Origin of the sequence: Faecalicatena faecalis (genome assembly GCF_012524165.2) — a bacterium.
GTDB lineage: Bacteria > Bacillota > Clostridia > Lachnospirales > Lachnospiraceae > Faecalicatena_A > Faecalicatena_A faecalis.
In genome coordinates this window covers 13,222-37,286 of sequence record NZ_JABACJ020000026.1, presented here as the reverse complement: position 1 = coordinate 37,286, position 24,065 = coordinate 13,222, and the positions used below count along the sequence as shown (strand labels likewise).

At 46.3% G+C, this 24,065-nt stretch carries 17 protein-coding genes and 1 tRNA gene; 2 read left to right on the top strand and 16 right to left on the bottom strand.

Annotation, left to right across the window (positions count from 1 at the left end; translation table 11 throughout):
• Positions 1-58: 58 nt before the first annotated feature.
• The 16 genes from HGO97_RS19695 to HGO97_RS19620 all read right to left on the bottom strand — a co-directional run bounded on the left by HGO97_RS19695 (position 59) and on the right by HGO97_RS19620 (position 22,507).
• Complete coding sequence (locus HGO97_RS19695) at positions 59-3,178, bottom strand: alpha-mannosidase (protein WP_216244576.1); 3,120 nt, start codon at positions 3,176-3,178, stop codon at positions 59-61.
• 138 nt (positions 3,179-3,316) lie between these two features.
• A complete protein-coding gene (locus tag HGO97_RS19690; protein ID WP_246597620.1) occupies positions 3,317-4,654 on the bottom strand; it encodes a glycoside hydrolase family 125 protein in 1,338 nt (445 codons plus the stop codon).
• A 192-nt stretch (positions 4,655-4,846) separates the two neighbouring features.
• Positions 4,847-5,224: a hypothetical protein gene (locus HGO97_RS19685; RefSeq protein ID WP_216244575.1), complete on the bottom strand. Its 378-nt coding sequence runs from the start codon at positions 5,222-5,224 to the stop codon at positions 4,847-4,849.
• Between the two features lie 193 nt (positions 5,225-5,417).
• Positions 5,418-5,490 (bottom strand) — tRNA-Gly (locus tag HGO97_RS19680).
• A 252-nt stretch (positions 5,491-5,742) separates the two neighbouring features.
• On the bottom strand, positions 5,743-7,527 hold the full coding sequence (aspS, locus tag HGO97_RS19675) for an aspartate--tRNA ligase (protein ID WP_216244574.1): 1,785 nt from the start codon (positions 7,525-7,527) through the stop codon (positions 5,743-5,745).
• A gap of 100 nt (positions 7,528-7,627) precedes the next feature.
• Entirely contained in the window at positions 7,628-8,893 is a 1,266-nt protein-coding gene (hisS, locus tag HGO97_RS19670) for a histidine--tRNA ligase (protein ID WP_216244573.1), read from the bottom strand.
• Positions 8,884-10,311, bottom strand: coding sequence for a coproporphyrinogen dehydrogenase HemZ (hemZ, locus tag HGO97_RS19665; RefSeq protein WP_216244595.1), 1,428 nt, complete (start codon positions 10,309-10,311; stop codon positions 8,884-8,886). Before hemZ ends, hisS begins: the two co-directional genes overlap by 10 nt.
• A gap of 111 nt (positions 10,312-10,422) precedes the next feature.
• Positions 10,423-11,043 (bottom strand): MBL fold metallo-hydrolase, encoded by a 621-nt coding sequence (locus tag HGO97_RS19660; RefSeq protein ID WP_216244572.1) that lies wholly within the window; start codon positions 11,041-11,043, stop codon positions 10,423-10,425.
• A gap of 5 nt (positions 11,044-11,048) precedes the next feature.
• Positions 11,049-13,355: a RelA/SpoT family protein gene (locus HGO97_RS19655; RefSeq protein ID WP_216244571.1), complete on the bottom strand. Its 2,307-nt coding sequence runs from the start codon at positions 13,353-13,355 to the stop codon at positions 11,049-11,051.
• Positions 13,356-13,497: 142 nt separating this feature from the next.
• Positions 13,498-15,210, bottom strand: coding sequence for a single-stranded-DNA-specific exonuclease RecJ (recJ, locus tag HGO97_RS19650; RefSeq protein WP_216244570.1), 1,713 nt, complete (start codon positions 15,208-15,210; stop codon positions 13,498-13,500).
• Between the two features lie 495 nt (positions 15,211-15,705).
• Complete coding sequence (gene secD / locus HGO97_RS19645) at positions 15,706-17,934, bottom strand: protein translocase subunit SecD (protein ID WP_216244569.1); 2,229 nt, start codon at positions 17,932-17,934, stop codon at positions 15,706-15,708.
• Positions 17,921-19,342 carry a thioether cross-link-forming SCIFF peptide maturase gene (gene scfB, locus HGO97_RS19640; protein WP_216244594.1) on the bottom strand — a complete coding sequence of 474 codons (1,422 nt, stop codon included), beginning with the start codon at positions 19,340-19,342 and terminating at the stop codon, positions 17,921-17,923. Before scfB ends, secD begins: the two co-directional genes overlap by 14 nt.
• 153 nt (positions 19,343-19,495) lie before the next feature.
• The gene (gene scfA / locus HGO97_RS19635; protein WP_009002406.1) at positions 19,496-19,639 is read right to left on the bottom strand and encodes a six-cysteine ranthipeptide SCIFF; all 144 of its coding nucleotides are present in this window, start codon (positions 19,637-19,639) and stop codon (positions 19,496-19,498) included.
• 153 nt (positions 19,640-19,792) lie between these two features.
• Positions 19,793-20,179 (bottom strand): TIGR04086 family membrane protein, encoded by a 387-nt coding sequence (locus HGO97_RS19630; protein ID WP_216244568.1) that lies wholly within the window; start codon positions 20,177-20,179, stop codon positions 19,793-19,795.
• 66 nt (positions 20,180-20,245) lie between these two features.
• Positions 20,246-20,791 carry a stage V sporulation protein T gene (gene spoVT, locus HGO97_RS19625; RefSeq protein WP_216244567.1) on the bottom strand — a complete coding sequence of 182 codons (546 nt, stop codon included), beginning with the start codon at positions 20,789-20,791 and terminating at the stop codon, positions 20,246-20,248.
• An 84-nt stretch (positions 20,792-20,875) separates the two neighbouring features.
• The gene (locus HGO97_RS19620) at positions 20,876-22,507 is read right to left on the bottom strand and encodes a Na/Pi cotransporter family protein (protein WP_216244566.1); all 1,632 of its coding nucleotides are present in this window, start codon (positions 22,505-22,507) and stop codon (positions 20,876-20,878) included.
• A 286-nt stretch (positions 22,508-22,793) separates the two neighbouring features.
• On the opposite strand from HGO97_RS19620, the gene HGO97_RS19615 reads away from it, so the two are divergent.
• Positions 22,794-23,441 (top strand): PduL/EutD family phosphate acyltransferase, encoded by a 648-nt coding sequence (locus HGO97_RS19615; protein ID WP_216244565.1) that lies wholly within the window; start codon positions 22,794-22,796, stop codon positions 23,439-23,441.
• Positions 23,442-23,517: 76 nt separating this feature from the next.
• Entirely contained in the window at positions 23,518-23,964 is a 447-nt protein-coding gene (locus HGO97_RS19610; protein WP_216244564.1) for a GatB/YqeY domain-containing protein, read from the top strand.
• Positions 23,965-24,065: the final 101 nt, after the last annotated feature.

Below are 24,065 nucleotides of genomic sequence, written 5' to 3'. Positions count from 1 at the left end.
GACTGCTTTCTTAATAAAAGCAAAATCCAGCAGATTTTGAATTATTTACATCGATTGTTTATAAATACAGTAAAATGGTCTTAATCTCATATGGCTTTAGTTCCATGTAGATGTCGCCTCCCGGAACTTCTTCCATAATCGGACGTTCTCTTAAATCGGACTCTGCCCAGGACCGGATCTTGAATCCTAGCTTTAATCCCACATGCTGGCTTGAACCAGCAAACTCGTGAAATCTCACGACTATGGCATCTCCGCTCTCAGATTTCTTGATTGCATCCAGCTCGATTTGATCATTATCGAACGTCACAAAACTTTCATATCCCAGATCAATCTCTCCCTTTACCGCCTGCATCGGCTCATTCAGGTCAAAAGCCTCCTGTACAGTTCTTCCCTCAACGAAGTCACCGCCATGCGGAAGCAGGGAATAGGTAAACTCATGCTCGCCCTGATCCTGAAGATGATCTGGATGTGTTCCTGCTTTGAGAAGACTGATCCGCATCACATGATCCTTAATGTCATGACCATATTTGCAGTCGTTGAGCAGGCTGACACCATAGCTGCGCTCAGACAGATCTGCCCATCTGTGTGCCACAGACTCGAACCTCGCAAGATCCCAGCTTGTATTCCAATGGTTCGGACGTCTGACATTTCCATACTGCACATCGTAAGTCCCGTAAGTCGAACGAATATCCACCGGGAATGCCGCTTTGAGAAGCTGATGCTGTTCATGGTAATCCACATAGGTCTTAAAATCGATTCTCCGGTCTCTGCTGTAAAGAATCATGTCCTGTTCGATCACAGATCTCATATATTTCCATTCCATATGAATGACCAGACGCAGGGCTCCGCATTCCCTCACCTCGAATTTGGTCAGATCCGTGATCTCACGCATTTTCTGCTGATAGAAAATATCAATATCCCATGCATCATTATCCAGCGGTTTATCTTCAAACATCTGCAGGACATTGGCGCGCTCTCCCTCAGGGAGCACTTCCCTTGAAAAGGTCTTATCATACAGGCGCATAATCTGTCCATACTGGTTCAGAGATACCGTATAGAATGGCGTCTCGATGTCTCTCTGATTCACAGTAAATAAAGCCTTTTCCTCTTCAGCCGTACCTGGTACAAATAGAATCCGCTTCATTCCCATGGATGGGACACCACAGACCTCCACATAGGTATGATTCTCTGCCTTCTGAGAGACAAGCAGTTTCCCGTCCTCATCCCGATAGGTTCCCTCCGATGTCCCAGGAAGCTCTACAAGCCCGGTCCTCTCCCAGCCGGAGCTATTGAAAATCGTGTACTGATTCTCCTTTTCCTCCTTCACCGCCTGTAAAAATGCTTCTTCGACCTCTCTTGCATTCTGCTCGATAAACGCATAATCTTTTCTGGCATCCTGATAGACCTCATGGATCGAGGACCCCGGTATGATGTCATGGAACTGATCTGTCAGGATATGCTTCCAGCCCACAGTCAATTTCTCCTGATCTGCTTTTTTAAGCGTTCCAGCCTGGATACCATTCATGACTGCCATCCATTCTGCCCTGCGGTAAAGCAGCTCCATTTTCCGGTTCATTCGTTTATTGTATGCCTGACTGGTATAAGTCCCACGGTGGTATTCCAGATATAGCTCGCCATCCCATGTGTGGACAAACTGGTCCGTATCCTCCACCGTTTTGTGAAGATCACGGAAATATTCTCCGGCCGTAGAGGGTTCAAGATGAGGCAGTCCCGGAATCCGGTCAATACATTTTCTCTGCTCCAGGGCATCCCGGTTGACACCGCCGCCTCCGTCCCCATATCCATAACAGATCAACAGCTCCTTGTTCAGCTCTTTCTCGCTGTATGCCTCCCAGGCACCTTTGACCGTCTTCGGAGTCAGTTGGCCATTGTATGTATAGAACCAGGACCCAGGCTCGCTCCATGGATCTGGCGTGGTAATAAAATGGGTCAGGACCTTGCTTCCGTCAATTCCCTTCCACCAGAAGGTATCGTGAGGCATACGGTTGAACTGATTCCAACTGATCTTAGTCGTCATGAAGGTATCAATCCCGGCCTTCTTTAAAATCTGCGGCAGTGCCCAGGAGTAACCAAATACATCTGGCAGCCACAGGTATTCCACCTCTTTTTTGAATTCCTCTTTGATAAATTTACTTCCCAGCAGAATCTGTCTTGTCAGTGATTCGCCGCTCGTAAGATTGCAGTCGGCCTCGACCCACATGCCTCCATCGCTCTCCCAGCGCCCCTCTGCGATGCGCTCCTTCATCTTTGCATAGATTTCCGGAAAATCCTCTTTGATGTACTCGTAAAGCTGAGGCTGTGTCTGCAGGAAAATGTACTCCGGGTACTGCTCCATCAGACGCAGCACGGTTGAGAAGGAACGTGAGATTTTCTCTCTCGTATGTTTCAGGCGCCAGAGCCATGCCACATCAATGTGCGTATGCCCTACACACTTCACCATGATCTCGGTGTGCTTCTCCATTTTGCTGATTTTTTCATCCAAAATCTCCGCTGCCTGGTGAACGGACTCGTAAAACTGTGGGCTTCCTGGTTCTGACCAGTCAATCACATGACACGCCGCATCTAATGCCTGACGCAGGTCGTATTTGATTTCATTATGGTCATCCAGATTTTTCAGAGTATCTAAAATCATAGTTCCCATATAGTAAAAACCATCCACCTGCTCGTCCAGCCACGCCAGATCCGCCCTGTTGATCCTGTGTTCCTGAGGCGTCGGAATCCCTCCACCCTCCAGACCGGTCCATAGACGGAAGGTCAGGCTGATTTCCTGTCCATATACCTCTTCCTCAAAAAAGACTTCTTTATGGTTGGCATCCACTCCCTGATAAGGTGTCTCATTCAGGTAAAGCATGGATTCAAATCCAGAATTATTCCCGGCTCCAGTGTTACCGTAATCAAAAATTCCTACTGCCTTCTTTCCTGACCACGCAGCCGGTATCTTCACTTTTTTATGCATCCACAGGTACAGATCCCTGCCCTTCCATGTATCGCCTGTATTCATCGTCTCCCATCCGGCAAATTCTGTCGGCACCTCTGGATTGACGACTCCCTGTCTATCCTCCTGCACCACAAATTTCTCCAGGTGGATGATATCACGGTATCTGTATTCCTTTAATTCACTGATTCTTCTGTCTAATTTTCTGTCTGTCAAAAACATCTCGTTTTCTCCTTCTCCTGCTCTATCTTTTTCTTTCTCTCTTTTTGCTTCCTCATAAACCCTTTTGAGTCTGATTTCATTGTAACCCGCATAATTCTGTGCCGCAATTCAACTTATTCTATGTTCAGTGGACAAATTTTAGTTTTTGCCATCTGCTGATTTTGCATTTTCCTCCTGCAAGTCCGGCCGTATGCCGCAGTAATCCAGTGCCAATTCACAGAACATCGCATTCGCCCAGGAAAACCATTCCCGCGTATATTGGGACGGATCATCTTTATTAAATCCCTCATGCATCATCTTAGTCCCATCCTCTGTCCTTGCTAACAATTCCAGAATCTCCCTTTTTTTCTCCCGGCTTTTTTCCGTCAATCCCTGCACGGCGAGCGCAATATGCCAGATATATCCCGGCGGCGTATGCGGGCTTCCAATACCTGATGCAGTCTTCCCGGAATAATAATAAGGGTTGGCCTCACTTAGGATCATTTTTCTTGTATTTTCTGCAACGGCCTTATCCTTCGGGCAATATCCAATGTAATCCATGGAAAGCAGGCTCGGCACGTTGGCGTCATCCATCAGATTGTACATCCCATAACCATCTATCTCGTAAGCATAGACCTTTCCAAAGCCTTCCTTCTCAGTGATCGCATAGTTTTCGATTCCTTCCCGGATTTCACGACTTAATTTCTCTGCTCTTTGCCCCAGCTCTTTCTCCTTAAGCACTACTTCTGCAATTTCTGAAAGATAGGAAAGCACCACTGATGCGAACATATTCGACGGGACCAGATAGCCATAGGTACACGTATCATCACTTGGACGAAAGCCCGACCATGTCATTCCGATGCCATCCTTCACGAGACTGCCTCTCCCCTCTCTCGACAGGGTATCCGTATAATAAGTATTCCGCCTGATAAAGTGGTATCCAGAATCCTTTTCATGGTTCTGTTCAATCTGAAACACTTCCAGGATTTTTTCTGCTGCTATGTGGAAATTATCACCAAATGGAGCGGTACACCCTGTTGTTTTCCACAACATCCATGCTAATTGAAGAGGATAACATAGAGAGTCGATCTCATATTTACGCTCCCACACCCAGGCATTTCTCTTTGTCTCATCTTTGGACCAGCAGCTACCATCCGGTTTCTCATTAAATGCATTTGCATAAGGATCGATCGAGATCATCATAAACTGCCTTTTTAAAAGTGCAGCTATCATATCCCTGAATCCCTCATTCTGCCCAGCAAGGACAAGATAAGGCTTTACCTGTGCAGAGGAATCCCGAAGCCACATCGCGGGGATATCACCTGTGATGATGTGTACCGTGTCGTCCTCCATCTGCTTCACTGTTGTCCGAACGGTGTTGCTGTAACAGCGTTCAAACATCTCTCCCAGCTTCTGGTTATCTGAAAATCTTTCTTTTACGGTTCTGATGAGTTCGTTCATGGAATTCTCCATTGCATCTGTTATTTGAAACTCCATTCTCTGCCCTCCTTGTTTTTTCTTTCAGTTTAGTCAGAAAGATGGAGAAAAGATAGTGGAAATATAAAAGATATCATGGGGAAATTACAGAAAAATAAAAACTGCCGGGAGATATGAAACTGACCATATCTCCCGGCAGTGCATGATAACATAACCGGCCTTATACCTTATATATGCATTGTTCTCATCACACTATGATATTCTTTCTAATACTTTAACCCTGTCCCTGAGGTCTGCAAAACTTTTCATCAAAATAGGGATACTGTCGCTTTCCAGCTTGATCGTATTCACAGTCGTCTCCAAACGGTCTATTCGCCTTTCTACTCTGGCAAAATGGGAATTCGCCTTTTCCTGAACCGTATCAATTTCCCTGAGAAGATCATTCTCGAGGGTATACAATCTTTCGTCCAGATAATCCTTTGTCACCATATTATCGAGACGGGTATCTACCTGTTCAAAGCGGGCCTCCATCCGTTCGAAACGAGTATCTACCTGTCCAAAACGGGCGTCCAGCTTTTCATCCATCATTGTAGAAATTGACTGGAGCAGTTCCTGATCTGACATCTGCATACTTATCACCTCCCCTTTATCTGGATTATAGCACGTACACAGGGGAAAGTCATTCTATTAGAAACAGACTAACCCTTAGTGGGTAACCTGATCGGTAACTCTTAAAAATCATGACTGCAGGTCAGAACACTCAAAAAAAGACATATCAGGTATTGTTTTAATACCTGATATGTCTTCCTCTCAATGTTTTGAAAGCGATAGACGGGATTCGAACCCGCGACCCCGACCTTGGCAAGGTCGTACTCTACCAACTGAGCCACTATCGCGTTTGTTTTTTCGTTCCTGTTTTAGTACCTCACCGGAACAATACTTACTATACTATATGATATTCAGATTGTCAACACCTTTTTTTAATTTTTTTGTATTTTATGTATATTATATTAAATTCACAATATCTCACTCAATTCAAAGCAAAGCATCAATACCTATTCTCTATATTCAAGAGGCAGTTCTTCTATCTAAAAAGAATCTGCCCCTTGTATTTTTATAGCCGCTTTTACAGACCGGATTTTCCGTTCTTACTCTTCTGCGACCTTTTCCAGTCCCAGTTCTTCTAACTGCTTATTATCGACAACACTCGGCGCCTCTGTCATCAGGCAGGAGGCATCCTTTACCTTCGGGAACGCCATCACGTCACGGATGCTGTCTTCCTTTGCCATCAGCATGACAAGACGGTCCAGACCATAGGCAAGCCCTGCGTGAGGCGGTACGCCGTATTTAAATGCATCCAGAAGGAACCCGAACTGTTCGTATGCCTGCTCTTTTGTAAAGCCAAGCACCTCGAACATCTTCTCCTGTACCTCATTCTGGAAGATACGGACGCTTCCTCCACCGATCTCATTTCCATTGAGTACGATATCGTATGCTTTTGCACGCACTCTTCCCGGATCAGAATCGATGAACTCAAGGTCTTCCTCCATCGGCATGGTGAACGGATGGTGCATTGCCAAGAAACGGCCCTGCTCATCGCTCCACTCAAGAAGCGGGAATTCCGTTACCCATACAAATTTATATTCGTCCTTGTTCAGGATTTCTGTCTGTCTCGCAATCTCCAGACGCAGGTTTCCTAATACATCCCAGACCACTTTATTCCTGTCTGCCGCAAACAGAAGCAGGTCGCCCGGCTCTCCTGCCATTGCCTGAATCAGACTGCTCATCTGCTCATCTGTCATGAATTTTGCAAAAGAAGATTTCACAGTCCCGTCTTCCTGCAGTGCAATATAAGCCAGTCCCTTTGCGCCGAAATCCTTGGCAAAATCAACCAGTTTGTCAATCTTCTTACGCGGCATGCCGCCCTGTCCCTTTGCGTTGATACCACGGACCGTTCCGCCATTTTCAATGGCACCTTTGAATACTACAAAATCACAGTCCTTTACTGTCTCCGTCACATTTACAAGCTCCATGCCAAAACGGATATCCGGCTTGTCGGAACCAAAACGGTCCATGGCCTCCTGCCAGGTCATTCTCGGAATCGGAAGTGTCACGTTCACATCCAGCACCTCTTTGAATAACTTTGCCAGAAGTCTCTCATTAACATCAATGACATCATCTACATCTACGAAAGAAAGCTCCATATCGATCTGGGTAAACTCCGGCTGTCTGTCCGCACGGAGGTCCTCATCACGGAAACACTTTGCGATCTGGAAGTAACGGTCGTAACCGGAACACATCAGAAGCTGCTTGAACAACTGTGGAGACTGCGGAAGCCCATAGAAGCTGCCCGGATGGATACGGCTCGGCACCAGGTAATCCCTTGCGCCCTCCGGCGTACTCTTTCCAAGGATCGGTGTCTCAATCTCTAAAAATCCCTCATCTGCTAAGAACTGACGTGTCAGAGTCGCAACCTTGCTCCTCATCATCAGGTTTCTCTGCAAATCCGGTCTTCTTAAGTCCAGATAGCGGTATTTCAGACGGAGTTCTTCCTTCGTCTTGCTGTTTTCTTCAATCGGGAACGGTGGTGTCTCGGATTCGGAAAGGATTCTCAGTTCCTCTGCCCTGATCTCGATCTCACCTGTTGCAAGATTCGGATTCACTGCCCCGCTTCTTGCCTCCACCTTTCCAACAATCGCAACAACAAACTCGCTGCGCAGCTTTGCTGCCTTCTCAATCAGCTCCGCTTTCTCTTCCCCTTCAAATACGATCTGTAGAATACCGGAACGGTCACGCAGGTCCACGAACACGATGCCGCCCTTATTCCTGTTCTTCTGAACCCATCCCATCACAGTAACAATTTCCCCGATGTTCGCGCTGGATAACTCCGCGCAGCGGTGGGTTCTCTTCAATCCTTTCATTGTTTCAGCCATAATTTTCATCCTCTCTTCTCTACAGAAGCCCGGCAGTTTTACAAAGGGGACTCCCCCCCTTTGCAAAAGGGTCAGACCCCTTTCACACATTTTTCACAATTTACAGTTCATCCACAGAATCACGGTAGCACTCTACGATATCCTCGTATCCCTGTTCTGCCAACTGTTCTTTCTGGAATTTTTTATTTTTCTTCATATTGACGATCATAACCTGCTTTCCTGCGGCACGTTCTTCTCTTGCAAGAGTCAGTACCTTGAGCATACCTTCCTGCGGCATATTCTTTTCAATCAGGAATGCTTTCTTTGATCTGCTTGAAGGTACCTTGTATCCTCTCTCAAGCAACAGCATGACGATTCTCTCGAAACCGATAGAAAAGCCGACTGCCGGGGTATTCTGTCCGGTAAATTTACCGATCATCTCGTCATAGCGTCCGCCGCCGCCTACGCTTCCGCCGAACTCATCCATAGAAATTTCAAAAATAGTTCCGGTGTAGTAGGACATTCCACGCACCAGTGTAGGATCAAAGCTGATCTTAAATTCGGCCTCTTTGGCGCTCTCTACACTTGTAATGATCATTTCCAGTGAAGCCGCCGCTTCATCCGGGAGAAAGCCTTCCAATTTTTCTTTGCAGAAACGTACGCCTTCCACGTCATTCGTAATCTCTTTGAAAAGCTGAAGATACTTTTCCACCGATTCTTTCGCATATCCACACTCCTCTAATTCAGATGCCACACCATCCATACCGATCTTGTCCATCTTATCCAGGATAATAAATACATTCTCGTAATCTTCCTCTTTAAATCCACTGTATGCTGCCATTGCTTTCAAGAAACGGCGGTCATTGATGCGAATCGTAAAGTTCTTGAAATCCAGCTTGCCAAGCAGTGTAGAGGTAGCCAGGATCAGCTCGATCTCTGCCAGGTTACTCGGTTCGCCCAAAATATCGATATCGCACTGCATGAACTGACGGAAACGTCCTCTCTGCGGTCTGTCTGCGCGCCATACATTTCCCATCTGCAATGCTTTAAATGGAGACGGCAGGTCATTTGCATTGTTGGAATAGTAACGGGACAGCGGTACAGTCAGGTCATAACGAAGTCCTCCATCGACCAGGTCGCTTTCCGTCTGAGCGGTATCAATCTTTAACTTCTCGCCTCTCTTTAAAATCTTAAAAATCAGCTTCTCGTTGTCGCCGCCTTGCTTGCTGCACAGGTTCTCAATGTGTTCCACGCATGGAGTCTCTATGGAAGAGAATCCAAACGCTTTATAGGTTTCTTTGATCAGCCCAATCACATAATCTCTGATTTCCATCTCGGCGGGCATCATGTCTTTCATTCCGGTAACCGGTTTCTTCTTTAACGCCATAACCATTCTCCTTTTCGCTCTATCATTTCGTCAATACGGCCAATATATTCCGTAATGTCCTTTACATTCTCAATCCTTACCAGATTGGTCTTCTTTCCATTCGCCATCTGAATCTTCTCAGGGAGCACGATCTTGGTCGAAGCACCTGCACCAGCTGCAAGGATCGTCTGCTTTTCTTCCATAATAAGTATATTGTATATTCCGGCTTTGTCAACCTTTGCATAGCCAACATTCTCAAAATTTCCTGCAATATTCTTCTGCCGGTACAGATAATAAGGTACAAGGTCCATCCGGTCCGCTGCATCTGCACTGTCACTTACCATCTGTTCGATCTCCGAATGCAGGTCGATCTCCTTGTGTTCCTGCCCGAACTTCGCCGCCCTTTTAATCGCAAGTGCATGCACGGTCAGGCTGTCAGGTCCCAGTTCTTCAATCTGCCGTAAAGTATCCTGCATATCTAAAGCATCTTCCCCAGGGAGTCCTGCAATCAGATCCATATTTATATTATCAAATCCAAGGCTTCTCGCAAGCTGGAAGACATCCTTCACATCCTGCACCGTATGCAGACGCCTCACCGCATCCAGTGTCTTCTGCTGCATGGTCTGCGGATTAATGGAAATACGGGTGACCGGATATCTGGAAATTACTTCCAATTTCTCTCTGGTAATACTGTCCGGCCGTCCTGCCTCCACCGTAAATTCTTTCAGATTCTCATAAGAAAAAACTGCATCGATCGTACCAAGCAGCCGTTCCAATTGATGTGCCTCTAATGTGGTCGGGGTCCCGCCCCCGATATAAATGGTATTCAGCTTCTTTCCCGATGCTGCCTTACCAATCGCAGTAATCTCCCTGCACAGCGCATCCAGGTAAGAATCCATGCGGTCCTTCCACTTTTCTAGCGGCGAAGAGCTGAAAGAGCAGTAAGAACAGATGCTGGGGCAGAATGGAATTCCCACATAAAGACTGTAGCCATCTACATAATCCAACTGTTCGAGCAGTGCTTTCTCCCTCTGGGCAATCTCCCATCCCAGAAGTGCTTTCCCATCAGAAACACCGTATTCTTTATTTAGAAACTTTATTATTTCTTCCCGATCCATTCCAGCTTCTATTTGCTGCATCACAAGCTTCGTCGGCCTGACTCCTGTCAGCATTCCCCATGCAAGGGTTCTGCCTGTCTTCTGGGACAGCCAGTCATACACCTTCTTCGTCACAAAACGCTTTCCGTCCTGGCGGTCTGTAAACTCTTTTATTTCTCCTTCTTCAATGGAAAAGCAAGAGCCTCCTTCCAACTTAAGTCTTACCAGAGGTTCTTGCCCTTCATCCACCTGCTGCCTGATTTCCGTATTCGGAAAAAAGGCTTTGGTGATATGATATAAATTATACATATACAATGTATCTTTACTGCTGATTTCAATCATAATCAATTTCACTTTCTGTTCTTGTCAAAGCAAATCCTTAAAAGCCGGCCTCACGGCCTGCTAAAAGTCCAAATAAATATTTCTAATCTGCTTCACCACTTCCTGGATGAGTTAAAGAAATGGATTATTTTCCTTTTCATAAGCAATCGTCGTCTCACCCATGTGCCCTGGATACACCACGGTCTCTTCCGGGAGGCACATCAGCTTTTCCCGAATCGAACGGATCAACTGACTGGAACTTCCTGTTGGGAAATCGGAACGTCCCACGGATGCACAGAATAAGGTATCTCCTGAGAACAGTACCCCTTCTGCCGGAAGATAATAGCAGCATCCCCCAATCGTATGTCCCGGTGTGTAGATCACTTCAATCTCCATTCCTGCCAGATGAAGTCTCTCCCCATCCTTCACATACTCAGCCCTGGAAAATGTATATCCCGGACCATAAGTGGAGGAAGAATTCAGAAAAGCATCATTTAGCAACGCCTTCTCCTCCTCGTGGGCATAAACAGGGACCGGAAACGCATCCAAAAATCCGTCGATTCCCATAATATGGTCGAAGTGCCCATGGGTCAGCAGAATCGCCTTAAGGTTAAGCCCCTGCTCCCTGATATGATCCACGATCTTCTGCTTACAAGTCGCCGGATCGATCAGAATACACTCCTTAGTCTCTTCATTCTGCACGAGATAACAATTCGTGCCAATTATTCCAATTACAAACTTTTCAATCTTCATCTTTTCTAACCTGCCGTTCGTTCTATGTCTATTACGCCATCCAACTGACGCAGCTTCTCAATCACTCTATGCAGCTCATCACGCCCATGCACAATGAATCCCATATCCAGTGTTGCTGTTCCCTTCTTGCTCGTCCGCACATTCATGGACTTCACATCTAACTTCGCCTCTGTAAAGACCTTGGAAAGATCCATTAAAAGTCCCTGCCTGTCATGTGCGAAAATCTTAAGCTCTGCCAGGTACTGTCCGCCGCTCTCTGCTTCTGCGGTCTCTTCCCATTCCGCATCGATCAGGCGCTCACGCTCCTTCTCTGACAGATGCAGCATGTTGACACAGTCCGTCCTGTGAATGGACATCCCGCGCCCACGGGTCACAAACCCAACAATCTCATCTCCCGGCACCGGATTACAGCACTTTGAGAACCGTACTGCCATATCATCGATTCCCTTCACGACAATACCGCTCTTGGACTTGGCAATATGGACCTTCTGATTGCTCGCCTCTGAAATCTTCTCCAGAATCGTCTCATCTGTGATCGCCTTCTTGTGTTCTTTCTCATATTCCTCCACAAGACGGTTCACCACCTGTCCCTCTTTTAAGCCGCCGTGTCCCAACGCAGCCAATACTGCATCCCAATCACGGAATCCATACTTTTTCTGTACGATCTGCTGATACTTTGGCTTCATGATATTGGACAGATTAATCGACTTTGCCTTACAATAGGCCGCGATCATCTCCTTGCCACGGATGATATTATCTTCCTTGAACTCCTTCTTGAACCACTGATTGATCTTGTTCTTTGCTTGAGTACTCTTCACAATGTTCAACCAGTCACGGCTCGGGCCCTTCGAATTCTGTGAGGTCAGAATCTCGATCCTGTCACCGTTCTGTATCTTATAATCAATATTGACCAGCTTGCCATTTACCCTGGCACCGACCATCTTATTTCCAACTGCACTATGAATCGCATAAGCAAAGTCCACTGGCGTGGAGCCATTCGGCAGATTCTTTACATCTCCGTTCGGAGTAAAGCAGTAGACATCCTCCGCAAACAGATCCAGGTCACCTTTCAGCAGGCTCAAAAACTCCCGGTTATCTGACATATCCCGCTGCCACTCCAGAATCTGACGCAGCCAGCTTAACTTCTCTTCCTCCTGGGCCTTTACACTCTTGGTAGAATCGCCGCTCTCCTTATATTTCCAGTGAGCCGCGATACCGAACTCTGCCGTCTTATGCATCTCCTCTGTACGAATCTGAATCTCAAATGGCTGCCCGGATGGGCCCATCAGTGTCGTATGCAGAGATTGATACATATTTGCCTTCGGCATAGCAATATAATCTTTAAAACGTCCCGGAATCGGCGTGTACATCTCATGAATCACACCAAGTGCAGCATAACAGTCCTTCACAGAATCCACAATAATGCGGACCGCAAACAAATCATACACCTGATCCAGCGTCTTGTTCTGATTGACCATCTTCTTATAAATACTGAAGAAATGCTTCACTCTTCCATATACCTTTGCATGGATATGGGAGTTCTTCATATGAGTGGATACCTCCGCCACGATCTGCTGAACAAATTCCTCCCGTTCCGTCTTACGTTCATTCAAGTCCTGCACAAGGTCGAAATACACATCCGGCTGGTAATATTTTAAAGAAAGGTCATCCAGTTCCGTCTTGATCTTAGAAATACCGAGACGCTGTGCGATCGGAGCATAGATATCCATCGTCTCTCTGGCCTTCTCCTTCTGCTTAGCCTCGGTCATAAATTCCAGCGTCCGCATATTATGGAGACGGTCCGCCAGTTTAATGATAATGACACGGATATCCTTTGCCATAGCAAGGAACATCTTACGCAGATTCTCTGCCTGCACCTCAAGCTTATCCTGAGAATAGGACAATTGGCCCAGCTTAGTAACGCCGTCCACGAGAAGCACTACCTCTTCCCCGAACTCTTTTGTCACATCCTCCAGGGTCATCTCCGTATCCTCTACAGCATCATGAAGCATCCCTGCCACGATTGTCTCTTTATCCATCTCCAGGTCTGCCAGGATAATCCCCACCCACAACGGATGGATGATATAAGGCTCACCTGACTTACGTACCTGTCCCTGATGTGCCTCCGTCCCTATCTTATATGCCTTCTCGATCATCGTGATATCGGCCGACGGATGATACTTCCTCACCCTGGCGATCAGAGCCTGATATAATTGTTCAGGGTCTTGATAATCTTCGGGTGCTTTTACGGCATGCCCGTCAACAATCTCCAAATTCTTATTCATCATTTCATATTCCGGAGTTCCCGCCATATCAATTCCCCCTTTCCTCTACCGTATAATTTCTCTCTATCCTAATTTTCATACTCCTAAGTATACCATCATTTTTGTGATTTTCAAACTATTTCATCCAGAAAAATGGCGTAAAACCGCCAATTTTGCGTCCATCACATAGCTATTGGTAATTTACGACCGTAATTTGCAGCGTCCGGTTACCCATATATTCATTTACAGAAGGATAAAAAGTAAAGGACATATTCTCTTTTCCACGCATATATTCCATACATGCGGCCGCATCTCCGAAGTAGATTGCTTCCATCTGATTCCCCTGCTGATCCTGAACCTTGAACTTTAGAACATTCTGGTTCTTCCCAATAATCCTCGGACTGATCACACGCAGGTTCTTTTCTGCAAAAAGCGGTTTTGTGTTCCCCTTTCCAAATGGTTCCAAAAGTTCTAACTCCGACACCAGTTCTTCTGTCACATAAGGGAGGGGGAGCTGCATATCAATAGAGACCTTCGGCAAAAGATCTTCCTTAGACAGGTGAGCCAGTTCATTGATCACTTCCCTGAAGCGACCTACATTTTCCTCCTCCAGGGAGAGTCCGGCTGCCAGCTTATGTCCTCCGAACTTAGTAAAAAGAGCCCGGCACTTACACATTTCCTCGAACATATTATAGGCTTCGATCGAGCGTCCTGAACCTTTTACCCCCTCCTCCCCTGCAGTTAACACAAAGGTCGGACGATAATATCTCTCTTTGATTCTTCCCGCAATGATCCCAGCTATACTCTCATGGCAGTCCGGCAGATATACAACAAGTACCTGGTCCTCTTTCAGCGATGTATTTTCAATCTGCTCCACCGCCTGCTCCACGCCCTTTTCCGTCATCTCCTTGCGGCTGTCATTCAGCGCTTTCAGATCCTCCGCCAGCATCACCGCTTCCCTGCGGTTCGGTGCATTCAGCAGATCCAAGGCCCGCTTTGCCGTATCCAGACGTCCGCTCGCATTGATACATGGCCCTAAGACAAACCCGATATGATATGCCGACAGCCTGTCCACAGGCACACCAGTACATTCCATCAAAGCTTTCAGCCCATGATTGCTAGTCCTTTTCAGCATCTCAAGCCCCTGTTTTACAAAAATACGGTTCTCGCCCACCAGGTCCATCACATCCCCGACCGTAGCAATCGCCACATTTTCCATCAGATCATCTACATCGTCCACATCCCGCTGCATCACCTCATAAAGAGCCTCCACCAGCTTATAAGCTACCGCAGCGCCGCAGAGCCCTTTGAACGGATATTCACAGTCCGGCCTGTGAGGATCAATTACCGCATCCGCCTGGGGCATCAGATATTCACGCTCTCCCCCTGCATCCAGATAGGGCACCTCGTGATGATCCGTCACGATTACCGTAAGTCCCATCTTCTTTCCATAAGCAATCTCATCCATAGCTGCGATTCCATTATCACAGGTAATAATCGTATCGATTCCGTCATCCAAGGCCCGGTCGATCAGCATCCGGTTCAGTCCGTACCCATCCTTGATTCTGTCTGGAATGTCCGTATCCACCTCGCCCCCCAGCCTGGAAATTCCCTGCTGCAATACATAAGTCGCGTTCACCCCATCTATATCATAATCCCCGATTACCCGGATCGGCGCCCCCTCACGGATCTTCTCCGCCAGAATCTCCACCGCCTTATCCATATCCTTCATCAGCATACCATCAAAAAGATCTGCAATCGTTCCATTCAAATAAAATCCAATCTCCTCATCCGAAACCATATCCCTGTTCCGAATCAACCGCGCCAGAATCGGAGAAACCCCATACCGCTTCCCAATCCCATTAAAATCCGCCTTCTTCATAGAAACAAACCACTTTTCCACCTAATCTCCTCCTCCGTACACATATCATAATCATTTTTCCACATCCCCCTCCCCCTGTCAATCCCTTTTCCCTCCGTCCCCAATAAAAAGGACACGCCGTTCCCCAAAAAGAACACACATCCGTCTTCTCCACCGGCGTCCCGTTGAAAAAAATTACAGTCTGGATGCACACAGCGGAGTGGAGTCCTGACCGGGACTGTCCCCGGCACTGTGCATGTCATTTCGAATAGCCTTAAAGTGAGCGCTAGAATTTCTTAAAGCAAAAATGGAAAAAAGAGAGGTCAGAATTCGCCGCACAACGGCGTAATTCTGCGGCCTACTTGCCAAGAAATCATCAAGATTTCTCGGCATATAGGCTCGGTGCCTCTCTTTTTCCCATTTTTACTTTTAGAAATACTCCGCAAACGGTGCGGCTTTCGAAATGACATGCACAGTGCCGGAGGGCGGTCCCGGTCAGGACTCCACTCCGCGCCCCCGCAGCCATTTTACTCGCGTTTATTTTTTCCCAACCTTCTTCTTCATCACATACCACAGGGCTCCTGTGATACATACGGATGAGTAAGCTCCGCAGATGATACCTACCATCAGCGGCAGTGCGAATTCTTTAATTGAGCTGACACCCATGATAAACAATACTGCAACCATCACAAATGTCGTCAATGAAGTATAGATACTACGTGTCAAAGTCTTAGTGATACATCTGTTCACCAGATCGCTTAGCTCTTCCCCGCGTTTCTTCATCTTCATCTCCTCACGGATACGGTCGAAGATAACGATGGTAGCATTGATGGAGTAACCGACAATCGTCAGCATACATGCAATGAACGTGTTACCGACAGATACTCTCGCAATGACGTAGAATGCGAGTACTACCAGTACATCATGGAGCAGTGCCAGTACTGCACTCGTAGCAAACCGGATATCCTTGAAACGGAACCAGATATAAAGCAGCATGCAGACCGTTGCAATGAGGACAGCTACGATCGCATCCTGTCTCATCTCAGAGCTTACCGTAGAACTAATATTCTCCGTTGTGATCTCATCCTCATTCACTTTGAAGTTATCGGTCATTGCTTTATTGAATGCTTCACGCTTGTCCAATTCCAGAGCCTGTGTCTTAAAGATCACCTGATTGGTTCCTTCTACCTTCTGAACCTGAACATTATTATCTCCCGTTGCCTCCTCAATCAGAGGTACGATATTTTTATCGATTTCTTCCAGGCTGTAATCCTGATCAAATGTTACATTTGTGGAAGTACCGCCCTTGAATTCCAGGCTGTAGTTCAAAATGCCTTTTCCCTGGCCGCCGTTGATTCCCATGAAGACAAAACCAACTAAAATAACCGCAATAGAAACCGCAAAGAAAACTTTTTTCTTTCCTAAGAAATCAATTGGTTTTCTTTCTGGTTTCACACGCCCATACACTTTCGGGTTACGGATGCCCACTGCATAGAATGCGTAGACTATCACACGTGTGATTACCAGTGCAGTGAACATAGAAACTACAATACCAAGAGCAAGTGTCTGTGCGAATCCTTTTACTGTACCGCTTCCCTTGAGCCACAGCACTGCTGCCGCGATCAAGGTCGTAATATTCCCATCCAGGATGGCTGACATTGCTTTGTGGAAACCTGCATTTAAAGATGCTCTTACGGATTTTCCTGCTGTCAGCTCCTCACGCACTCTGGCGAAAATGATAACATTCGCATCCACTGCCATACCAATGCCAAGGATGATACCTGCAATACCAGGCAGTGTCAATGTAATATCAAATGCATTTAAAAGTACAAGAATCAGTCCGGTATAAATTACCAGTGCAATACTTGCTGCAAATCCAGGCAGCAGATATACAAAACACATAAAGATAAACACGATCGCAAGTCCAATCGCACCTGCCTTTAAGCTGGTGCTGATAGCCTCTTCACCAAGCTGTGCTCCAACTACGTTAGAACGGAGCTCTTCCAGTTCCAGGCTCAATCCACCGATACGGATCGTGGATGCAAGCTGATCTGCATCTTCAAAGCTCATGCTTCCGGTAATTTGTGCCTCTCCGTCTTTGATCTCATTTTCAACATTCGGTACACTGACCAATTCCCCATCGTAATAGATGGCAATGGTCTCTTTCCCTGCTGCTTCTTTTGTCGCAGCCGCGAACTTCTCGGTTCCCTCTTTTGTAAATGACAACTGAACGATGTTCTTCTTATTCTTCATCTCGTCCTGAGATGTAGCTGCCTGTGCATTCTTGACATCCGTTCCAGTCAGGACGATAGAACCATCTTCTTTCAATTCATCGATCGTCTTGTCCAAATGATACTTTCCATCAGAACCTACACTATAGTTCGCATTCCCGTCGCTGTCCTTTTCCCTGATAAAATACAGAGATCCTGGCTGTCCCAGTTCATCGAGGATCTTATTGGCATCCTTGACTCCGGGAATCTCGATACTGATACGGTCTTCACCTTCCTGATATACAGTGGCTTCTGTGCTGTACTGCTCCACACGTCTCTGCAGCTTATAGATCGTATCGTCCATATCCTCCTGCGAAGGTGTGTCCCCTTTTACCTGGTATGTGATGCTGACACCACCCTCAAGGTCAAGGCCAAGCTTGATGTTCTTAGCGGCGCCTGAGCCAGTCTTCCCGAAACCGACCACGGTCGTAAATCCCAGAAGAGCAACCAATGCTACGGTCAGAATCAGGCTGATAATACCTTTACTTTTCTTCATGAGTCTCTTTCCTTTCTTCATCTGCCAATGCAGCCTTTATCATAATCGCACACTCCACGCGCTTCCGCTCCATCTCGCAGCTTACATCGTAAGTATCGTGGATGGTATTGTGGAACTTGTAAGAGTTTGCCATGCAGCCCCCGCTGCAATAGAACCTTGCGAAACAATTCCTGCATTTCTCCTTGGAATAGACACTGCAGCTTCTGAACTCATCTGCAATCTCAGGCTTCGTGATGCCTTCCTCCACATTTCCCATCAAGAACTTCTCATCCCCAACGAACTGATGACATGGATACAAATCCCCCCACGGAGTCACGGCCAGATACTCTGTACCCGATCCACAGCCTGACAGACGCTTCGCTACGCATGGCCCGCCTTCCAAATCCAGCATGAAATGGAAAAAGGTAAATCCTTCTCCTTTTCGCTCTCTTTCCACCATCGTCTTTGCAAGAATGTCATATTCCCTGAAAATCTGCGGCAAGTCGCTTTCCCTGATTGCATAGGGGTCCGTGTCCTCACCAACGACCGGTTCTATCGAAATCTGTTTGAATCCCAGCTCTGCAAAATGCATGACATCATTTGAAAAGTCTAGATTGTCTCTTGTAAATGTTCCCCTGATATAATACTTCTCCTGATTGCGGCTCTTGGCCAGCTTCTGGAACTTCGGCACGATCAGATCATAGCTTCCCTTGCCGTTCCTAAATGGACGCATCTTATCATTGACTTCCTTTCGTCCGTCAAGACTTAAGACTACATTATCCATCTCTTTGTTGACAAATTCCTGGACCTCATCATTTAACAGGACTCCGTTCGTCGTCAAGGTAAAACGGAAGTGCTTATTGTAGAGCTTTTCCTGCTCTCTTCCGTATGCAACCAAGTCTTTTACGACCTGCCAGTTCATCAGCGGCTCTCCACCGAAAAAGTCCACTTCCAAATTCCTTCTGTTCCCAGAATTCTGAATCAGGAAATCCAATGCTTTCTTCCCGACCTCATAGGACATCAGGGCACGTCTTCCATGATATTCCCCTTCTTCTGCAAAACAGTACTTGCAAGCCAGGTTACAGTCATGTGCAATATGCAGACAAAGAGCCTTAACAACGGTCTTCCTCTGCTTTACTTCACCAATATAATCTTCATAAATATCTCTCGTAAAAAGCTGTCCTGCCTCAGTCAGTTCGATCACTGCCTCAAGGACCTCACCAAGTTCTTCCTTATTATATGTACCCTCCAGGTTCTTACAAAGGGATTCAAAGGTCTCCTCTTTACGCAGAGTCTCTGGTGTATGGAAGGAATTCTCAGCCTCCAGACACCCAATCACATCATATGCAATCTTGTCCACCACATGAACAGAACCACTGTTCACATCCAGGACAATGTTATATCCATTATTCTGGTACTGATGTATCACAACAGATACCCCCACTTTCATCTTAATTCACCTGCCGCCGGAAACACTCCCCAGTAACAAGCGTAAGGCAGCGGCCGAGGTCGCTGCCTTTCATTGTTCATTACATTATTCTGCTGTCACGTAATTCCTATGTAACTAGATTGTGTGTGCAGCTTATTTCTTATGTTCGCAAGTCTGGTTTCCTACTGTGCAGGAAGTCTTGCATGCTGACTGGCAGGATGTCTGGCATTCTCCGCAGCCGCCCTTTTTAACTGTATTGTTCAAAGTCTGTGTATTCAATGTTTTGATGTGTTTCATGGTTCTCTCCTCCTATTCTTCATGCTTGTATTTACCTCGTAACATTATAGCACAGAGCATACAGTTTTTAAAGTGTTTTTTTCATGAACCAAGATGAATGCAAAATGTTCTAAAATCTTTTGGTCATAGCCAAAATCCATGTCTGTTTTCCCCTCAAGATACCATACCGCCCAGCATCCCGCCTCCTGCGCAGAGAAGAAAGGTCGTCAGTACATTCGCTCCACTGCCCTGAAGAGTCCTGTATACTCCAAGGGAGATCAGAAGCAGAAGTCCAAAATATAAAATTCCTATGGTCAGTCCCCAGGCAAATTTTCTGACTTTTGCAAGTTTCCCTGCCACAAAACCTCCGACAAAGGTGGACACCACATAAATCGCAACAATTCCGCCCGTCACCTTTCCTTCATCCAGATTCATTTTATACAGCAGCAGGGTCAAAAGAAGCAGAAGGATTCCGGTCACTACATAAGCACACAGGAGAGCTTTCAAGATCCAGACTGCCTTTCCTTCCGCCTCACGTCCCTTATTCGTTTTTCTTTCCATCCATAACCTCCTCGTCCATCCATATACTAATACAGCATATGATTGTCCCCGGAGAAATATGCTTTTTTATTGCTCCATCTGCCGGCCGAGAAATCCTGCTGCACTCTGTGCTACCTTCTGCTCCAACTCTCCCATTTTTTTCTTCTCATCCTTATTCAGAAATACAACAGCGCCAATTGCATCGCCCTCACATAGGATTGGGCAGACGACTTCCTCCTTAAATTCTTTTTCATCCGGAGTTATCGCCGCATACTTTGCACTGTCTGATTTGGCTAGTACCTGTTCTCTCGACTGAATCAGCTTTTCGAGCTCCTTGCTGATATATTTATCCTGCAGCTCCTTTTTCCCGCTTCCTGATGCTGCCACCACCTGGTCAGTATCCGTAATGCATACAGTATACCCCATGGTCTGTGCAAGGCTCTCGGAATACTGTTTCGCCAGTGTTCCCAATTCCCCGATTGGAGAATATTTCTTAAGTATGACCTCTCCTTCTCTGTCTGTAAATATTTCCAACGGATCCCCTTCCCGAATCCGCAATGTTCTTCGTATCTCTTTCGGAATGACGACCCTACCCAGATCATCGATCCGCCTTACGATTCCTGTAGCTTTCATAAAAATTTCCTCCATTTAACGTCATAGTAATAATTAGCACTGCTACTATTATTTGTTAAACAGAGGAAAATATTCGTAATCTTATTAGTTTTCCATTTCTACATATTGTTCGGCAATATTTTTTACATGATCGCCCATTCTTTCAAAATCCGTCAAAATCTCGGTAAATACGATTCCGCTCTGCGGTTTGCATTTTCCTTTTTTCAGCCGCTGCATCTGTTTCTTAAAATACTTATCCCGTGTGTCATCGATCTTCTGCTCCATGATCGAAGCTCTCTCCAAAATCACGCCTGCCTTTCCTGCCTCTGAATCTTTTACAATATCCAGGGCTTCCAGACACTGCTTCTTCATGATTTCAACTTCTTCTTTTGCCGTCTCCGAAAGCTCCACATCCCAGCCTTTTAAGTCCCGGGCATATTCTGCCAGATTCACTGCATGGTCTCCGATACGCTCCAGATTGCTGATGATCACATAATACCCGTTGATCTGCCGGGAATCAGACAGTGACATCTCACTGGCCATCAAGGACACGATATAACTTGAAATTTCCTGGTTCAGATAGTCAATATAAGCCTCCCGCTCCCCGATTTTCTTCATTTCCTTCTCATTGAACTTCACCAGAATGTCATATGCGCTGCTTAAATTCTTCTCCACCATATCCCGCATTCTTCCGACTTCATTTTTCACCTGTGAGATTGCGACTGCTCCGTGCCCGATTGCATAAGAGGATTCAAATCTGGATATAAATTTCAGGCAGTACTCTTCATCCTCTTCCTTCTTGCTGTCTGGCAAGATACGTTCTGCCGCCGCTGCCATATAGGTTCCGAACGGAAGCAAGATCAACGTAGTCACGATATTAAATACCGTATGTACATTCGCGATCTGTGATACCGGATTTCCCGGTGTCAGTGCCTCCATCCAGGAGACAAAAGGCGTCACAAGGCAGATGACCGTGAACAAAATAGAGCCGAAGATATTGAACATCAGATGGATGACCGTCGTTCTCTTCGCATTGACCTTCATCCCAATGGATGCCAAAACTGCCGTGATGCATGTACCGATATTCTGTCCGAACAGAATATATACTGCACTGGATAACGGAATCATCCCGGTTGCCGCAAGTGCCTGCAAAATCCCCACAGAAGCTGAGGAAGACTGAATAATTGCTGTGAACACGGCTCCAATCAGGATTCCCACCAGCGGATTCTTAAATGTGGTCATGAACTGGATGAACGCTGCCGAATCCTGCAGCGGCTCCATTGCACTCCCCATCATATCCATTCCCATAAAAAGAATTCCAAGACCCGCAAAAATGCTGCTGATATGATGGACCTTCTCATTTTTTATAAACATAATGGCTGCCACACCGGCGATCGCGAACACCGGAGCAACCGCCCCGATATCCAGAGCGATCAATTGTCCCGTGATCGTCGTTCCAATATTTGCCCCCATGATGACCCAGACAGCCTGTTTCAGGGTCATCAACCCTGAATTCACGAATCCAACTACCATGACCGTAGTCGCAGAGGAGGACTGAATCACTGCCGTAATTCCGGCTCCGACCAAAACCCCCTTTACCCGATTCGCCGTCAGCTTCTCCAGAATCGACTTCATCCGGTTCCCTGCGGCCGCCTCCAGTCCATTACTCATCATCTGCATTCCATATAAAAATAATGCCAGCCCTCCTAATAGGGTCAGTATATCCCGTATTCCCATCTCCAATACTTCTCCTTCGTATCTATAGAATCGTAAAGTCCCGGATTCTCTCAAAATCCGCACTTTTCCTGACAAGATTAGCATAAAAAAAATCGGACCGTCAATTCATGCACACGCTTCTTAGCACTATCTTAACCTTCTGAAAAGTATTCCTCTTTTGCTGTGCTGCCTGCTCATGAAGGCTGTCCGCTTTGCGTTTTGTGTGTGTTAAAATTCCTGATTGAAAATCGCACTTTATTCTGCTAAAATTAGTAGATATCAAATACACGCAGGATGGAGCGATGTTATGAGTTTAAAAATCCCAATTGAGACTTCCGCCAGACACATCCATGTCTCCCAGGAAGATTTTGAACAGTTATTCGGCCCGGGTGCACGACTGAACTACACCAAAGAGCTCAGCCAGCCTGGACAATATGCCTGTAAAGAACGGCTCACAGTCATCGGCCCAAAAGGACGATTTGAAAAGGTCATTGTTCTGGGCCCCTTTCGGCCTGCGACCCAGGTCGAAGTTTCCGTGACCGATGCAAGAAAGCTGGGAATCAAAAGCGTCATCCGCCAATCTGGAGATATCGCCGGCAGTCCCGGATGTACCTTAGTTGGACCTCATGGAACAGTAGAGTTAAAAGAGGGTGTGATCGTTGCCAAACGACATATCCACATGACTCCCCTGGATGCAATCAGAGCACATGTGAAGGACAATGATATTGTCTTTGTCATCACCACAAGCTATGAGCGCTCCCTGATTTTTTCCGACGTCGTCGTCCGGGTCAGCCCTAAATTTTCACTTGCCATGCATGTGGATACTGACGAGGCCAATGCGTTCGCGAATGAAGACAATCCAACCGGCGTGATTTTAAAATTATTTGACGGGCATACTTATAATCTGCAGACATGGGCAGATGAATTGCAGTCCGGAATCAACAGAGGGGTCTGACCCCTTTACAAAGTGGTCAGGCCTCCACGCAATTCCAACACTATTCTGACAATAAACGGAACGGAGGTATCATGAAATGAGTAAAATCGAAGAGGTAAGAGGTGCTATGGTCGCAGCGATGAAAGCTGGAGATAAGGAAAGAAAGGCTGCTCTCTCTTTTTTGTTATCTGCACTAAAGAACAAGGCAATCGACAAACGCGCCGATCTGACCGAGGAGGAGGAAAGCCAGGTCATCTTAAAGGAGATCAAGCAGACAAAAGAAACATTAGAGATGACACCAAGTGACCGCACTGATATTATCGATGAATGCAAGAAACGTCTTGCTGTTCTTGAGGAGTATGCACCTAAGATGATGGGCGAGGAGGAGATCAAAGAAATCGTCAAGGGAGTTCTCTCTGACCTGGGAATTGATGCGCCTACTGCCAAAGACAAAGAGAAGATCATGAAAGAATTGATGCCTAAGGTAAAAGGGAAAGCTGACGGAAAACTGGTCAGTGAAATCGTTGCTTCCTTTATGGAATAAATCATCTCGTATTTCATACAAAAGCCACGGAGAAAGAAATTTTTAAGTTTCTTCTCCGTGGCTTTTTGCATATCTGATTCTTCTTCAAATTCATTTTATGA

What these genes read in the sequence shown, in the direction of transcription:
- HGO97_RS19695 (WP_216244576.1), bottom strand. Translation starts at nt 3,178, where the DNA reads ATGTTTTTGACAGACAGAAAATTAGACAGAAGAATCAGTGAATTAAAG.
- HGO97_RS19690 (WP_246597620.1), bottom strand. Translation starts at nt 4,654, where the DNA reads ATGGAGTTTCAAATAACAGATGCAATGGAGAATTCCATGAACGAACTC.
- HGO97_RS19685 (WP_216244575.1), bottom strand. Translation starts at nt 5,224, where the DNA reads ATGCAGATGTCAGATCAGGAACTGCTCCAGTCAATTTCTACAATGATG.
- aspS (WP_216244574.1), bottom strand. Translation starts at nt 7,527, where the DNA reads ATGGCTGAAACAATGAAAGGATTGAAGAGAACCCACCGCTGCGCGGAG.
- hisS (WP_216244573.1), bottom strand. Translation starts at nt 8,893, where the DNA reads ATGGCGTTAAAGAAGAAACCGGTTACCGGAATGAAAGACATGATGCCC.
- hemZ (WP_216244595.1), bottom strand. Translation starts at nt 10,311, where the DNA reads ATGATTGAAATCAGCAGTAAAGATACATTGTATATGTATAATTTATAT.
- HGO97_RS19660 (WP_216244572.1), bottom strand. Translation starts at nt 11,043, where the DNA reads ATGAAGATTGAAAAGTTTGTAATTGGAATAATTGGCACGAATTGTTAT.
- HGO97_RS19655 (WP_216244571.1), bottom strand. Translation starts at nt 13,355, where the DNA reads ATGGCGGGAACTCCGGAATATGAAATGATGAATAAGAATTTGGAGATT.
- secD (WP_216244569.1), bottom strand. Translation starts at nt 17,934, where the DNA reads ATGAAGAAAAGTAAAGGTATTATCAGCCTGATTCTGACCGTAGCATTG.
- scfA (WP_009002406.1), bottom strand. Translation starts at nt 19,639, where the DNA reads ATGAAACACATCAAAACATTGAATACACAGACTTTGAACAATACAGTT.
- HGO97_RS19630 (WP_216244568.1), bottom strand. Translation starts at nt 20,179, where the DNA reads ATGGAAAGAAAAACGAATAAGGGACGTGAGGCGGAAGGAAAGGCAGTC.
- spoVT (WP_216244567.1), bottom strand. Translation starts at nt 20,791, where the DNA reads ATGAAAGCTACAGGAATCGTAAGGCGGATCGATGATCTGGGTAGGGTC.
- HGO97_RS19620 (WP_216244566.1), bottom strand. Translation starts at nt 22,507, where the DNA reads ATGGGAATACGGGATATACTGACCCTATTAGGAGGGCTGGCATTATTT.
- HGO97_RS19615 (WP_216244565.1), top strand. Translation starts at nt 22,794, where the DNA reads ATGAGTTTAAAAATCCCAATTGAGACTTCCGCCAGACACATCCATGTC.
- HGO97_RS19610 (WP_216244564.1), top strand. Translation starts at nt 23,518, where the DNA reads ATGAGTAAAATCGAAGAGGTAAGAGGTGCTATGGTCGCAGCGATGAAA.